Below are 13,788 nucleotides of genomic sequence, written 5' to 3'. Positions count from 1 at the left end.
ATGTAGTGCGAGGGAAGAGTATAAAACATGTTATATTGCCAGAGAAGAAAACAATTGCTGAGAGTTTTCTATATACATTTTTAGAAGGTCGCCCTTAAGACAGCTTTTCTGAAATAAAGTAAGAAAAGAACGGTTCGTACACGTTACGTACATTATGAGTGTACAAGGAAACTTGTAAACATAGGTGGTACCACGGAAATAATACTTTTCGTCCTATTTAGGATGGAAAGTTTTTTTATTGCAAACTTTAGGAGGCTATGAAAATGAGTGAAAACAATCATGTAAATCTTCCACCAAAATATGATCATTTAGCAATTGAACGTGATCGTTATAGTTTTTGGTTAGAAGGGAAATTTTTTGAGGCAACAGGAGATACGAATAAAACCCCATTCTCAATCGTTATTCCTCCGCCAAATGTTACTGGTAAATTACATTTAGGACATGCTTGGGATACGACGATGCAAGATACGATTTCGCGTATGAAACGAATGCAAGGGTATGATGTATTATGGTTACCTGGAATGGACCATGCCGGAATCGCAACACAGGCTGTAGTAGAAGCAAAATTAAAAGAGACAGAAGGGACATCACGTTATGATTTAGGTCGTGAGAAATTCGTTGATACGGTTTGGGACTGGAAAGAAGAGTATGCTGACCATATCCGTGAACAGTGGGGCAAATTAGGATTAGGCCTAGATTATACACGGGAACGTTTTACACTAGATGATGGCTTATCTGATGCAGTGCAAGAAGTGTTCGTTAAATTATACGAAAAAGGGTTAATTTACCGTGGAGAGTATATTATTAATTGGGACCCTGCAACGAAAACCGCATTATCTGATATTGAGGTTATTTATGAAGAAGTATATGGTAAATTTTATCATATGCGTTATCCGATTAAGGATAGTGAAGAAACAATTGAAATTGCAACAACACGACCTGAAACGATGTTAGGAGATACTGCTGTTGCCGTGCATCCTGAGGATGAACGTTACAAACATTTGATTGGAAAAAAAGTAGTCCTTCCAATTGTCGGACGAGAAATAGAAATTGTTGCGGATGATTATGTTGACATGGAATTTGGTTCTGGTGCTGTGAAAATTACACCAGCACATGACCCGAATGACTTTGAAATTGGAAATCGTCATAATTTAGAGCGAGTTCTCGTCATGAATGAAGATGGGACGATGAATGAAAACGCAGGTAAATATGAAGGATTAGATCGCTTTGAATGTAGGAAGCAAATAGTGAGTGATTTACAAGAAGCGGGCGTATTATTCGACATAGAAGACCACGTACACCAAGTAGGTCACTCTGAGCGTAGTGGTGCAGTTGTAGAACCTTACTTGTCAACACAATGGTTTGTAAATATGCAACCATTAGCCGATCGGGCTGTGGAATTACAAAATACGAATGAAAAGGTAAACTTTGTTCCAAATCGCTTTGAAGGAACTTATTTACATTGGTTAGAAAATATTCGTGATTGGTGTATTTCACGTCAATTATGGTGGGGACATCGAATTCCAGCATGGTATCATAAAGAAACAAAGGAAATATATGTAGGGAAAGAAGCACCAGCAGATATTGAAAATTGGGAGCAAGATACCGATGTGTTAGATACTTGGTTCTCAAGTGCTTTATGGCCGTTTTCAACAATGGGGTGGCCGGATGAAGATAGTGAAGATTTTAAACGTTACTTCCCGACAGATGTATTAGTAACTGGTTATGATATCATTTTCTTCTGGGTTGCTCGTATGATTTTTCAGGGGTTAGAATTTACGGATGAAAAACCGTTTAAAGATGTGTTAATTCACGGTTTAATTCGTGATGCAGAAGGACGTAAGATGAGTAAATCATTAGGAAATGGTGTAGACCCGATGGAAGTAATCGAAAAATACGGTGCAGATGCATTACGCTACTTCTTATTAACAGGATCTACTCCAGGACAAGACTTACGTTTCCATTGGGAGAAAGTTGAATCAACTTGGAATTTTGCTAATAAAATTTGGAATGCTTCTCGTTTCGCGTTAATGAATATGGATGGTTTAACATATAAGGAAATCGACTTAACTGGAGAATTGTCATTACCAGATAAGTGGATTTTAACGCGTCTAAACGAAACGATTGAGCATGTTACGATGAATACAGATAAATATGAGTTTGGGGAAGCTGGACGTTATTTATACAATTTCATTTGGGATGACTTCTGTGATTGGTATATCGAGATGGCAAAAATATCTTTATACGGTGAGGATGAAACGAAAAAAGCAACGACTCGGTCTGTTTTAGCACATGTGTTAGATCAAACATTACGCATGTTACATCCTTATATGCCATTTATTACAGAAGAAATTTGGCAACAGTTACCACATGAGGGAGCATCTATCACGATTGCTACTTGGCCTACAGTAAATAATAAATTTCACGATGTAGATGCATCTAACCAAATGGAACAAGTAATGGCGATCATTAAATCTGTTCGAAATATACGAGCGGAAGTAGATACACCTATGTCACGACAAGTAAATATGATTTTAAAACCAACTTCTACAGAAGCGGTTGATCAATTATCTGTAAACCGATTGTTTATAGAACGTTTTTGTAATACGAGTGAACTTACGATTGATGAGGATGCAATCGTACCAGAGCAATCTATGTCAGCAGTTGTAACGGGAGCAGAAATATTTTTACCGTTAGAAGGATTAATTGATTTTGAAAAGGAAATCGCTCGTCTTGAAAAGGAACTGGAAAAATGGAATAAAGAAGTTGCTTTAGTTGAGAAAAAATTAAGTAATAAAGGTTTCGTTGAAAAGGCTCCAGCACAAGTGGTAGAGGCAGAAAAGAAAAAACAAATTGAATATGAAGAAAAACGCCGTATCGTTCAAGATCGTTTACATGAATTAAAGGCGTAAAAATTAACCTAGAGTTAGATCGGTCATCTGACTCTAGGTTATTTATGTTTTTTTCGATGTGCTATTGCTTTTCTACGCGTTTTTTAATAAAATGTACGTATTTTTGTAATAGATTAATGTCCGTTGTTTCACTTAAAATTCTTGATCCGACTACATCTTCAATTTCATTAAAAAATAATTCGCCATTTGTTCCAATGAGAAAATCAATTCCAACTAAACCGAAATCAAATCGCTCGACAATTTTCATGATCATATTTTGATCCCGTTTGTTTAATTCGAAACGTTCAGCAGTTCCACCGAGCTTGAAATTCGCGCGAAAATCAGCGTCGTTTTTACGTAACACTGCAGCGATAATTTCTTTTCCGATTATAAAAACACGTACATCACGACCGAGTACGACATTTGCGCTTTGTAGGACGAGTGCATGATTAGCACATTGTTCAATTGCTTTCTCCCAGTCTATTTCATTGTGTATGAAAAATACTTCTTTACCACCACGACCATTCGTTTGTTTTAAAATAAAAGGAAAGGGAAAAGGTATCGATTCTGGCAATGCAGCTTTATGCATAAAATATGACGGTACGACGGGAATTTGTAAAGCATTCATTTCCATATATGTCGTTGCTTTATCATTGCAAATTTTGGCTGTTTCATAATTATTGAAAACTGGAATAGCCAGCTGTTCAAAATATAATTGTAAAAATGGTTCAATTGTTCTTATGACGACGAAATGTGGTTTCGTTATTTTTATATTTTGATAGAGAATGGTTTGTTTACCATTTTCTATTCCGATTACTAGTTCATGCCGCAGTTTCAATTGTAAATCGATGCCTTGTTTTTTTGCTTCAAGGATAAACCATTCAATATAACTTTTATTTTCATTCGCATCTTGTTCGTTGTATATTATCCAACCAATCATTTTTTCACCTATCTTTTCATACATGCTTTTCCGTTTAATAGTTGCTATACTAATTTTAATGTAAAATATAAAATTTACAAGAAAATGTGGGGAAGAAAGATGAAATCGATCAAGATGATAGAAACATTATTCAACGAAAGAAGGAAATATGGCATTAAACCGGGACTAAATCGAATGTATCGTTTATTAGAAGCGTTTGACCATCCGGAGAAAAAATTACGAGTCATCCATGTTGCTGGAACAAATGGTAAAGGATCGACTGTTACTTTAATGCAAAATGTGTTAAGACTTGAAAATTATCGAGTCGGTGTTTTTTCATCGCCGAGTTTTACTGGGATAAGAGGACATATTGTTTGGAATGATCAACCAATACAAGAAACACATTTTATTGCGTTGTTTGAAGCTTTAGAGGAAACGATTAACCAATTAGATAGGGAAGGTAACCATCCAACTCCTTTTGAAATTTTAACAGTGATAGCATTACGTTATTTTGTCGGACGAACAGATATCGTTATCATAGAAGCAGGGATGGGTGGACGAGAAGATACGACGAATGTTGTGGAACCTATTTTATCGATTATTACAACTGTTGCAATGGATCATATGCAATTTTTAGGCAATACAATCGATAGTATTGCTTCACATAAAGCAGGGATAATTAAGCGAGGTCACCCTGTTGTGATTGGGGATATGAATGCAATAGCGAGTGACGTTATAAGAGAGGAAGCAGGGAAACAACAAGCAACATTATATGCATTTGGAAAAGATTATATACTGGAAGAAACAGCTAGAGAGTTATGTATACGTATTGAAAAGGAACGAATTTGTATTGATCCATTGTTTAAAGGCACGTACCAAATACATAATTTTGCTGTAGCATGTATGGGATTATACCTATTACAAAAGGATGGAATAGAATTTCATAAAAAGACAGCTGAGGAAGCTATTCGAAACTTTCAACTTCAAGGTCGTTTTGAATTGCTCTCTAAAAACCCTGCAATTTTGTTGGATAGTGCACATAATATGGCAGGAATTGAAGCACTCATCCATACTATAAAAGAAAAATATGAAGAGAAAAACATCCATTGTCTATTTGCTGGATTTAAAGATAAAGCTGTACATGAAATGATTGAATTTTTAGGAAATAATTGTGATGAAATGACAGTTACGACTTTTGATCATGAAAGAGCAATGTCGATGGAGGAATTATATACATTGAATTTACGGGATGTTCATTTCCTCTCGGATTGGCGTATTTATTTGGATGCCTTGTATAATGATAAAGATTCGGAAACGTTATACATTATAACAGGGTCCATGCATTTTATTATGCAAGTAAGACAATATCTCTTATCTTAAAATGAAAATGAAACACGAATATAGAAGTAATACATTTTTTATATTATTACTATCTATCGTGTTTCATTTTTTAATTACTGGTATTGGTGAAAAAATTGATTGGCACCATTTTTATTTGTTTGTACTGTTTAATACTCGATGAATATGCTCGATAATTGCATGGGATGCATCTACCCCTGTGCAATCATATAAATTACGAATATGTGCATTAGAATTAACTTCACATACAATCGGTTTTCCGTCTTTGCCGAATAGGAGGTCAACCCCAGAAAAATGGGCTCCGATTGCATTAGAAGCTTGAATAGCGATACGTCTTTCCTCATCATTAGGTATATATGCCATCATTTTTCCGCCATTTGTTACATTGGCACGAAAATCATTTTCTGCTACACGCTTCATGCTCGCAACAACTTCATTTCCAACTACTTGTAAACGTAAATCTACTCCATAACTCGTATTTATAAACTTTTGAAACATGAATGGTTTACCACCAATTTCCCCTATCTTTTTATACAAAGCAGCTTCATTTTCAATTAAATATACTTGTTCTCCAAATGAACCAAATGTTTCTTTTATGACAAGTGGGAAACCTAAGGTGTCCATGACGTATTTTATGTAAGAATTATCAAGATGAATTGGTAATCCGTACGTTTTCGGTGCGACAATTGTTTCTGGAATTGGAATGTTTGCGAATTTTAAGGCTTGATATGTTTTAATTTTGTCATCAGAAATTTCAATTGTTGCACTACAATTAAATACAGGAATATGGAGAATTTCTAATTGTTTCGCTAAGTAAATATCTTTATCTGTAAAAATAACGTAATCAGGTCGTTGGACTTGTTTTCCGTTTACAATTAAATTATTTGCGATTAACGTCATAATTTCATCATTTCGATAAATAGTTGTATTATCACCGGCTGTATTTGCAGCATGATCAAACATGTTTGCGAAGTCGATAAATTTATTACTTTGTAAATAACCATTATAAATAATCCAACATGAATAAGACATCTTTTACCAACTTTCTTTATATGTATCTAATATAAGCAATTATAATCTATCCATAAGTGTATCGGAATTAGTTATTTTTACAAGTGGAAAACGATAAAATTTGTAGAAAACGAATCGACAAAATAAGGGGAAATATGCGTTTTAAAAATATTATGATGAACATAAAGAAGGTGATAAAGTTGTTGGATAAAATAAAAGGACAAGCTGAAAAGTTTTGGCATACATTGGACAAGGTCTTTGTAACAAAGTTAATTATAACTGTATTTTTTAGTACGACCATTGGTATTTTTTTAGGACTATTTATGTTACAGGTAACTGGAGAGGAACAAGTAGAGACGATGACAGAGGACAATATCGTAAAGAAGCCAACAGCACTTGAAAATATATCTTTTTATATAGTACAAGCGGGTCTGTTTGAAGAAAAATCAAATGCGGAAGCAACACGTGATAAGCATGAAGGAGCGTATATTTGGGAAGAAGATGGAAAATATTATCTTTTTATTGATGTCAGTTTTAAAAAGGAAACATTAGAAAAAAAGTACCAAAACAATGACACGGTGTTTTTAAAAGAATGGACAATTGATATGGGGGAGATAAATTTTTCTGAAGAAGAGATAATTTATTTAGAATCTTTAGTTGTTTGGTTAGAAAGTCAATTATTAGGAACAGACGATGCACATGCATTGGATCGGTTACAAGTGTTGACAGTTTCAAAGGATAGCATGTTGTATGATATTTATAAAATGATACAAGACACAGATAAAAAAGCATGGGCAAAGGGTAAAATATTGCAATTATTATTTGCTATAGAAAAAAATTTACAAAATGGGTAAATTTAATTTTTCTTGACGATAAACAAGGATAAAATGCTATTTTCCCAGGGGGATTTTGCAAAAACAGATACGAATATGAGGCTTAAAACGCGATTTTGTCAATTCGTCAAAATATTCTTTCCACAGTACAATATTTGTACGAAGAATAGGAGGGAATATATGGGGAATAACATTGTTGTTAAAATGAAAGATGTACCGAAAGATGAAAGGCCTCGTGAGCGTTTATTAAAATATGGGGCAGAACAGTTATCGAATCAGGAATTGATTGCTATTTTAGTCGGAAGTGGAACGAGGAAGGAGTCTGTATTAGATTTAGCCACTCGCATCATTATGCATTTTGAAGGGATTAAATTATTATCAGAAGCAACGATCGAAGAATTAACAGCAATAAAAGGGGTCGGTATTGCAAGAGGGGTCAATATATTAGCTGCAATCGAATTGGGAAAAAGAATAAAACGATATAAACCAGATGAAGCATATATTATTCGTTCTCCAAAAGACGGGGCGAATTTTGTAATGGAAGATATGCAACATTTAAAACAAGAACACCTCGTCGTATTATTTTTAAACACGAAAAATCAAATTGTACATAAGCAGACAATTTTTATAGGGAGCTTGAATTCATCGATTGTACATCCACGGGAGATCTTTCGAGAAGCAGTAAAACGGGCGGCTGCTTCTATCATCTGTGTACATAACCATCCATCTGGGGATCCGACACCTTCTCAAGAAGATATACATGTAACTAGAAGGTTAGTGGAAGCCGGGAAAATTATGGGGATTGAAATGCTCGATCATCTCGTTATCGGAAAAGGGAACTTTACCTCTTTAAAAGAAAAAGGGTATTTATAATAGATTTATGTGCATAAAGAAACTTGGGACATTCGTTTTATCATGCATATTGTCCCAAGTTTGTTGTATATCTTATTTATCGATAAACATCATCGATAATTGCGGTACAAATGTAATAATTATAACTGAAACGACCATCATAATGATAAATGGAATAATCGCTTTTACTAATGGCTCAAACTTTGTATTTCCAACCCGGGCGCCGACGAACAAGGAGACACCAACAGGTGGGGTAATTAAACCAATCGCTAAGTTAGCTGTCATAATAATCCCAAAGTGAATAGGATCAATTCCAATTGCTTCGACAACTGGAAGTAAGATAGGGGTTAAAATGACAATTGCCGCAATGGCTTCCATAAATGTACCAACTACTAATAATAATAAATTAATCAGTAGTAATGTAACAAGTGGTGAGATGTTAGCGTCCATTAACGTACCTGCAATCGTTTGTGGCACTTGTTCACGCGTTAACAACATTCCAAAGATCGATGCAGCTGCAATAATGAATAAAATAACAGAAGTTGTTACAACTGATTCAACTAAAATTTTATGTAATGTTTTAAAGTTAATTTGTTTATAAACGAATGTTCCGATAATAAAACCATACACAACCGCAACAACAGATGCCTCAGTTGGAGTAAAAAGTCCTCCATATATTCCACCTAAAATTATTGCAGGCATAAGTAAAGCTAGAATTGCTTCCTTAAATGTTTTGAACAAGCTGATACGTTCCACTTTAGAACCATAATTGTTCTTTTTAGAAATAAAATATGCGACGAACATTAAAGATAATCCAATTAAAAGTCCAGGTAATATACCAGCAATAAATAAACTACTTACAGAAACGCCGGCTGAAACACCATAAAGTACAAGAGGAACACTTGGAGGGATAATAATACCTGTCGTTCCACCTGCAGCTTGAACAGCCGTTGCGAAATTACGATCATATCCGGCTTTTACCATGGCAGGAATCATAATTCCACCAATCGCTGCGGTAGTAGCAGAACCAGAACCGGAAATGGCAGCAAAAAACATACATGCTACGATCGATACGTGGGCCAAACCACCTTTTAATTGCCCGACAAGACTGTTCGCGAAATTAACGAGTCTTTCACTAATTCCACCGATTTCCATTAATTTCCCAGCTAAAATAAAAAATGGAGCCGCCATCAATGGGAATGAGTCTAATGCAGCAAACATTTTTTGTGGCAACATAATAAGAGGGATTTCACCAATGATTGCCATGATGATGATGGAAGAAAGAGCAAGTGCAATAGCGATTGGCACATTAATAATAATTAATAATAGAAAAATAACGAATAATAAAATGGCCATTATACACTTTCTCCCTTCCAATTTTTAATACATTGTTTGATGGAAACATCAATGACATTCATAATTAACAGTACGGCGCTAATCGGAATAATTAAATATACATAATTCATTGGAATGCTCATGGCAGGGGATGTTTGATTTCCCGATTTTCCTACTAATTCAATTCCTTTCACAAGTAAAACTAGAAATAAAGCGGTACATAAAATGCCGATACATAATTGAACGATACTATTCAATTTATTAGGAAGTTTATCCGTTAACATACTAATGCCTATATGTGCACCATGTTGAAAAGAAAATGCAGCACCTAAAAATGTTACCCAAATCATTAAAAAACGTGCAAGTTCTTCTGTCCAGGGGAAAGAACTTTGAATAAGGACTCTCGAAACTATTTGCATAAAAATAATGGCGACCATAATGACGAGAAATGAACTCGTTAATAATTCAGTTATTTTATTGATGTTTGTTACTATCTTTGACCACATAAAAACACCTCACTTGAAAAATATGTTCATCACAGTATGTTAGTACTGGATGAACATATGATGATCAATCTATTATTTTAATTCATTTTGAATATCTTCCACCATGCCGTCAAACTGGTCACTTAATTTATCATAGACTGGTAGAACTGTTTCTCTAAATGCTTCCATTTCTTTTTCTGTTGGTACGTAGATTTCAACACCTTGTTCTTCTAAGTATTCAAGTTGTTCTGTTTCCATGTCTTGGTTAATTTGACGTTGTTCCTGTGTTACTTCTTCACCTACTTCAATGAAAATTTCTTGAACATCCTCCGGTAAAGACTCAAATTTATCTTGATTCATAAACATTGGAGCTGCTGCATAATAAATACCTGTATCAGTGAAGTAATCTTGTACTTCATACATTTTAGTTGTTACCATAACACCTAGTGATAAATCTTGACCGTCTACGACACCTTGTTCTAATGAAGTGTATGTTTCAGGAAAGGCGATTGGAGTTGGGTCTGTACCTAATGCACGATATGTTTCTAAGTAAAGGTCATTTTCCATCGTACGCATTTTCATTCCTTTTGTATCTTCTGGTGATTTAATTGTTTTCTTGTTGTTAACAAGGTGACGCATGCCGTTTTCCCATATACCGAATGTTTTAAAGCCTTGTGCGTCAATTTTTTCTACTAATTGATCACCAATTTCACCATCTAAAATCTTATATGCTTCTTCTACATCTTTGAATAAAAACGGCATTTCTAGGACAGAAAGTTCTGGCACGAAGCTTCCAACAACTCCACCTGTTGCGACAGTTAAGTCGATAGAACCTAATTGCACTTGTTCGATAATTTCACGTTCTCCACCTAGTTGGCCGTCTAAAAACATATCAAATTTCACGCGACCATCCGTTTTTTCTTCCACTTTTTCTGCAAAAAGTTCAATACCTTTTGTGTATGAATGCTCTGGTGGTGAAATGGTACCTACTTTAATTGTAATGGTGTCCCCATCATTTGTTGCGTTTGCTTCATCTGAATCCCCGCCACAAGCTGCTAGAAGAAGAGACAATGCTAGCAAACATAAGATGAATAAATTTTTTCTCATAAAAAATCCCCCTTTTATAAAAGTTAGAAAGGGATGAATTCATGTCTTTAGATAGAAAAGAATATGTTTTTCATGAAAATTTACGGATAATGAATAAATTATGCCTATAAAACGTTCGTTTTTATCTATGTATTTTTATGGAAACGAAAAATATCTCCTTTTCATTTCTCTAAAAACCGAATCATATATGTTTCTAACCTTTCGATGTATGAATGAAATTATACTGACAATCCATTTATCTGTCAATTCTAAAAATAATGGCACTTCAAAATATACGGATAACTTTTTCGACTGTTTTATATTATAATGAATAGAAGGTTACATTTTGATGACAAAAAATAGCGAAAAACTGTCATTTTTTATGAAAATGAAAAATAGTATCCCTATCATTTTTTTATTATTTTTCGTATAATAAAGAATGATGATTAATGCAAGATGTTATTTTGTGAATTGTTTGGTTATATTATAAAAAAGGTAAGTTTATGAATCATCAACTAGGAATTGACAAATTATTTGGATAAAAGAGAGGTTTTTTCATGTTTGGATTATCACAAGATTTAGGAATAGATTTAGGTACAGCAAATACGTTAGTATGTATAAAGGGAAAAGGAGTTGTCGTTAGTGAACCGTCTGTAGTAGCTGTAAACAATGACACGAATCAAATTGTTGCAGTAGGAAATGAAGCAAGAGATATGATTGGGAGAACTCCTGGTAATATCACGGTTGTTCGTCCGATGAAAGATGGAGTTATTGCTGACTATGACACGACTGCGGCAATGATGAAATATTATATGAAACGTGCGAATGAAAAGCGATCAAGCTTTGGCGCGAAATCAAATGTTGTCGTTTGTGTGCCTTCAGGTATTACGAAGGTAGAAGAACGAGCAGTTATTGACGCAACAAAATTAGCAGGGGCAAAAGAAGCATATCCAATTGCAGAACCATTTGCGGCAGCTATTGGAGCTGATTTACCCGTATGGGAACCAACAGGAAGTATGGTTGTTGACATTGGTGGAGGTACGACAGAAGTAGCAGTTATTTCTTTAGGTGGAATTGTAACAGCTAAATCCATTCGTGTTGCGGGAAACAATTTAGATGAAGCTATTACGATTTATATCCGAAAAAAATATAATTTAATGATCGGTGAAAGAACTGCAGAAGAGATTAAAGTAGAAGTAGGATCTGCAAGAGGCGCAGATAGCAATGTTACAATGGCTATTCGTGGTCGTAATTTATTGAATGGTTTACCGGAAACAATTACTATTTCTCAAGATGAAATTGTAGATGCATTAAAAGAGAGCGTAGAAAAAATTGTTCATGCGGTAAAAACGACTTTAGAAAAAACACCACCGGAATTATCTGCCGATATTATGAATCGTGGAATTGTTTTAACAGGTGGAGGCGCACTATTAAATGAAATTGATAAAGTAATTAGTGATGAAACGGACATACCAGTATTTATCGCGGATAATCCGTTAGAATGTGTTGCGATAGGAACAGGGAAATCATTAGAATACATTCAACATTTCCGTGATAATCCGAATGTAGCATCACGTACAACGATTGAATAAGTAGGTGTATGCATGTCTTTTTTTCGTAGGAAATCTTTATTTATATTATTAATTGGAATCATCTTACTCGTAGTATTAGTTGGCTATTCTTTAACAAAAAGAGATAATTTATCAGGCCCTGAGAAGGTGATTGTCGATTCAGTTGGTTGGATGCAAAACATTATTAGTCAACCAGCGAACTTCTTCATCGATATGTACCATAGTATTGGAGATATTAAAATAACATATGAAGAGAACAAAGTATTAAAAGAAAAATTAGCAGAATATAAAACATTAGTATATGAAGTAAATGAATTGGATAAAGAAAATGAGGAATTACGCAAAACATTGGACATTGTCGATTCGCCACGAGATTTTGAACCAATTTTAGCAACAGTAATTTCCCGTTCGCCTGAACGTTGGTTAGAACAAATTACTATTAATCGTGGGACAAAGCATGGTGTGGAAACGAACATGGCGGTTATGACAGTAGATGGTATGATTGGAAAAGTTACATCTGTATCTAATATGCATGCGACAGTACAACTTATTACTGGTTTTGATCAGTTAAATCGTATTTCCGCTACGATTTCACGTAAAGGAAAAGATAATATTTTTGGGTTAATTGAAGGGTATGACAAGGAAAAAGAAGCACTTGTTTTTCGCATTATGGAACAATCTGGTAAAAAGGTAAAAGAAGAAGAATTAGTTGTTTCTTCCTCGTTAGGTGGCCAATATCCATCAGGCCTTCCAATTGGTACGATTAAGGAGATTGAAGCAGACCCGTATGGTTTAACAACAAAAGTATACTTAGAACCGAGTGCAAATATTTACGATATTAATCAAGTAATTGTGATAGATCGAGCATTAGATACAGACGATGACACAGAAAATTCAGGTGATAAGTAAATGAAGCGTCTTGTATTAGTACTCATTTTATTTGGTTTGCTTGTAATTGAAGGTATTGCAATTGATTTATTACCTTTACGTTTATTAGAAACGGAAATATTAATTGTACCTCATTGGTTATTTATGTTTCTAATCGTTGTCGCTATTTTCTTTGACAAAAGCCATACATTTTATGCAGTAGCATATAGTATTGTTTTTGGTATATTAATTGATATCGTATATGCAGATATATTAGGTGTGTACATGTTCGTGTATGCAGTATCTGTGTATATAGCACAAATGTTAAAACGACTATTTATAACGAATTTTCTTGTATCGTGTATTATTGCAATGGTTACTATAAGTCTAGTAGAAATCCAAATTTATATTGTATATAGCTTTGTCGGGACAATTGATTTATCATTTATGTTTTTTATGACACATCGACTCCTTCCAACAGTAGTAGCAAATCTTCTGTTCTTTTTGTTAGTTTATTTCATTTTTTCTAAACGTTTAGTAAGATGGAGTGATGAAGAATTACAACGGGTTTCATAATAT

12 protein-coding genes and 1 other annotated feature (1 of these 13 cut by a window edge) are annotated in these 13,788 nt (G+C 34.4%); of the genes, 7 read left to right on the top strand and 5 right to left on the bottom strand.

Features of this window, described 5'->3' with window-relative positions; genetic code table 11:
* Nucleotides 1–219, top strand: a binding site (T-box leader); it begins 4 nt to the left of the window's first position.
* 44 nt (nucleotides 220–263) lie between these two features.
* Nucleotides 264–2,912 (top strand): valine--tRNA ligase, encoded by a 2,649-nt coding sequence (locus SPD45_RS11330; protein ID WP_336267875.1) that lies wholly within the window; start codon nucleotides 264–266, stop codon nucleotides 2,910–2,912.
* A gap of 61 nt (nucleotides 2,913–2,973) precedes the next feature.
* Here SPD45_RS11330 and SPD45_RS11325 read toward each other — a convergent pair whose 3' ends face one another.
* Nucleotides 2,974–3,855, bottom strand: a complete 882-nt coding sequence (locus SPD45_RS11325; RefSeq protein ID WP_336267874.1) for an ATP-grasp domain-containing protein — start codon at nucleotides 3,853–3,855, stop codon at nucleotides 2,974–2,976.
* 75 nt (nucleotides 3,856–3,930) lie between these two features.
* On the opposite strand from SPD45_RS11325, the gene SPD45_RS11320 reads away from it, so the two are divergent.
* On the top strand, nucleotides 3,931–5,190 hold the full coding sequence (locus tag SPD45_RS11320) for a bifunctional folylpolyglutamate synthase/dihydrofolate synthase (protein WP_336267873.1): 1,260 nt from the start codon (nucleotides 3,931–3,933) through the stop codon (nucleotides 5,188–5,190).
* Nucleotides 5,191–5,301: 111 nt separating this feature from the next.
* Here SPD45_RS11320 and SPD45_RS11315 read toward each other — a convergent pair whose 3' ends face one another.
* Entirely contained in the window at nucleotides 5,302–6,201 is a 900-nt protein-coding gene (locus SPD45_RS11315) for an ATP-grasp domain-containing protein (RefSeq protein ID WP_336267872.1), read from the bottom strand.
* Nucleotides 6,202–6,380: 179 nt separating this feature from the next.
* Between SPD45_RS11315 and SPD45_RS11310 the strand changes: the two genes are divergently transcribed.
* Together SPD45_RS11310 and radC are read left to right on the top strand one after the other, a co-directional pair.
* Entirely contained in the window at nucleotides 6,381–7,034 is a 654-nt protein-coding gene (locus tag SPD45_RS11310; protein ID WP_336267871.1) for a hypothetical protein, read from the top strand.
* Nucleotides 7,035–7,193: 159 nt separating this feature from the next.
* A complete protein-coding gene (gene radC, locus SPD45_RS11305; RefSeq protein WP_336267870.1) occupies nucleotides 7,194–7,886 on the top strand; it encodes a RadC family protein in 693 nt (230 codons plus the stop codon).
* Between the two features lie 72 nt (nucleotides 7,887–7,958).
* On the opposite strand, the gene SPD45_RS11300 is transcribed toward radC, so the two are convergent.
* The 3 genes from SPD45_RS11300 to SPD45_RS11290 all read right to left on the bottom strand — a co-directional run bounded on the left by SPD45_RS11300 (nucleotide 7,959) and on the right by SPD45_RS11290 (nucleotide 10,792).
* Nucleotides 7,959–9,221: a TRAP transporter large permease gene (locus SPD45_RS11300; RefSeq protein ID WP_336267869.1), complete on the bottom strand. Its 1,263-nt coding sequence runs from the start codon at nucleotides 9,219–9,221 to the stop codon at nucleotides 7,959–7,961.
* Entirely contained in the window at nucleotides 9,221–9,706 is a 486-nt protein-coding gene (locus SPD45_RS11295) for a TRAP transporter small permease (RefSeq protein ID WP_336267868.1), read from the bottom strand. Before SPD45_RS11295 ends, SPD45_RS11300 begins: the two co-directional genes overlap by 1 nt.
* A gap of 72 nt (nucleotides 9,707–9,778) precedes the next feature.
* Nucleotides 9,779–10,792 carry a TRAP transporter substrate-binding protein gene (locus SPD45_RS11290; RefSeq protein ID WP_336267867.1) on the bottom strand — a complete coding sequence of 338 codons (1,014 nt, stop codon included), beginning with the start codon at nucleotides 10,790–10,792 and terminating at the stop codon, nucleotides 9,779–9,781.
* 536 nt (nucleotides 10,793–11,328) lie between these two features.
* Between SPD45_RS11290 and SPD45_RS11285 the strand changes: the two genes are divergently transcribed.
* Genes SPD45_RS11285 through mreD form a run of 3 tightly spaced genes read left to right on the top strand, consistent with a single transcriptional unit; the run spans nucleotide 11,329 to nucleotide 13,785 of the window.
* Complete coding sequence (locus tag SPD45_RS11285; RefSeq protein WP_336267866.1) at nucleotides 11,329–12,363, top strand: rod shape-determining protein; 1,035 nt, start codon at nucleotides 11,329–11,331, stop codon at nucleotides 12,361–12,363.
* A gap of 12 nt (nucleotides 12,364–12,375) precedes the next feature.
* On the top strand, nucleotides 12,376–13,251 hold the full coding sequence (gene mreC / locus SPD45_RS11280; RefSeq protein WP_336267864.1) for a rod shape-determining protein MreC: 876 nt from the start codon (nucleotides 12,376–12,378) through the stop codon (nucleotides 13,249–13,251).
* Complete coding sequence (gene mreD, locus SPD45_RS11275) at nucleotides 13,252–13,785, top strand: rod shape-determining protein MreD (RefSeq protein ID WP_336267863.1); 534 nt, start codon at nucleotides 13,252–13,254, stop codon at nucleotides 13,783–13,785.
* Nucleotides 13,786–13,788: the final 3 nt, after the last annotated feature.

Origin of the sequence: Pseudogracilibacillus sp. SO10305, from assembly GCF_037072005.1 — a bacterium.
Taxonomy (GTDB): Bacteria; Bacillota; Bacilli; order Bacillales; family Amphibacillaceae; genus Pseudogracilibacillus; species Pseudogracilibacillus intestinigallinarum.
The sequence above is the reverse complement of the archived record's forward strand: the minus strand, read 5'-3'. Positions and strand labels throughout refer to the sequence as shown.

What these genes read in the sequence shown, in the direction of transcription:
- mreC (WP_336267864.1), top strand. Translation starts at nt 12,376, where the DNA reads ATGTCTTTTTTTCGTAGGAAATCTTTATTTATATTATTAATTGGAATC.
- SPD45_RS11325 (WP_336267874.1), bottom strand. Translation starts at nt 3,855, where the DNA reads ATGTATGAAAAGATAGGTGAAAAAATGATTGGTTGGATAATATACAAC.
- mreD (WP_336267863.1), top strand. Translation starts at nt 13,252, where the DNA reads ATGAAGCGTCTTGTATTAGTACTCATTTTATTTGGTTTGCTTGTAATT.
- SPD45_RS11285 (WP_336267866.1), top strand. Translation starts at nt 11,329, where the DNA reads ATGTTTGGATTATCACAAGATTTAGGAATAGATTTAGGTACAGCAAAT.
- SPD45_RS11300 (WP_336267869.1), bottom strand. Translation starts at nt 9,221, where the DNA reads ATGGCCATTTTATTATTCGTTATTTTTCTATTATTAATTATTATTAAT.
- SPD45_RS11315 (WP_336267872.1), bottom strand. Translation starts at nt 6,201, where the DNA reads ATGTCTTATTCATGTTGGATTATTTATAATGGTTATTTACAAAGTAAT.
- SPD45_RS11320 (WP_336267873.1), top strand. Translation starts at nt 3,931, where the DNA reads ATGAAATCGATCAAGATGATAGAAACATTATTCAACGAAAGAAGGAAA.
- radC (WP_336267870.1), top strand. Translation starts at nt 7,194, where the DNA reads ATGGGGAATAACATTGTTGTTAAAATGAAAGATGTACCGAAAGATGAA.
- SPD45_RS11295 (WP_336267868.1), bottom strand. Translation starts at nt 9,706, where the DNA reads ATGTGGTCAAAGATAGTAACAAACATCAATAAAATAACTGAATTATTA.
- SPD45_RS11330 (WP_336267875.1), top strand. Translation starts at nt 264, where the DNA reads ATGAGTGAAAACAATCATGTAAATCTTCCACCAAAATATGATCATTTA.
- SPD45_RS11290 (WP_336267867.1), bottom strand. Translation starts at nt 10,792, where the DNA reads ATGAGAAAAAATTTATTCATCTTATGTTTGCTAGCATTGTCTCTTCTT.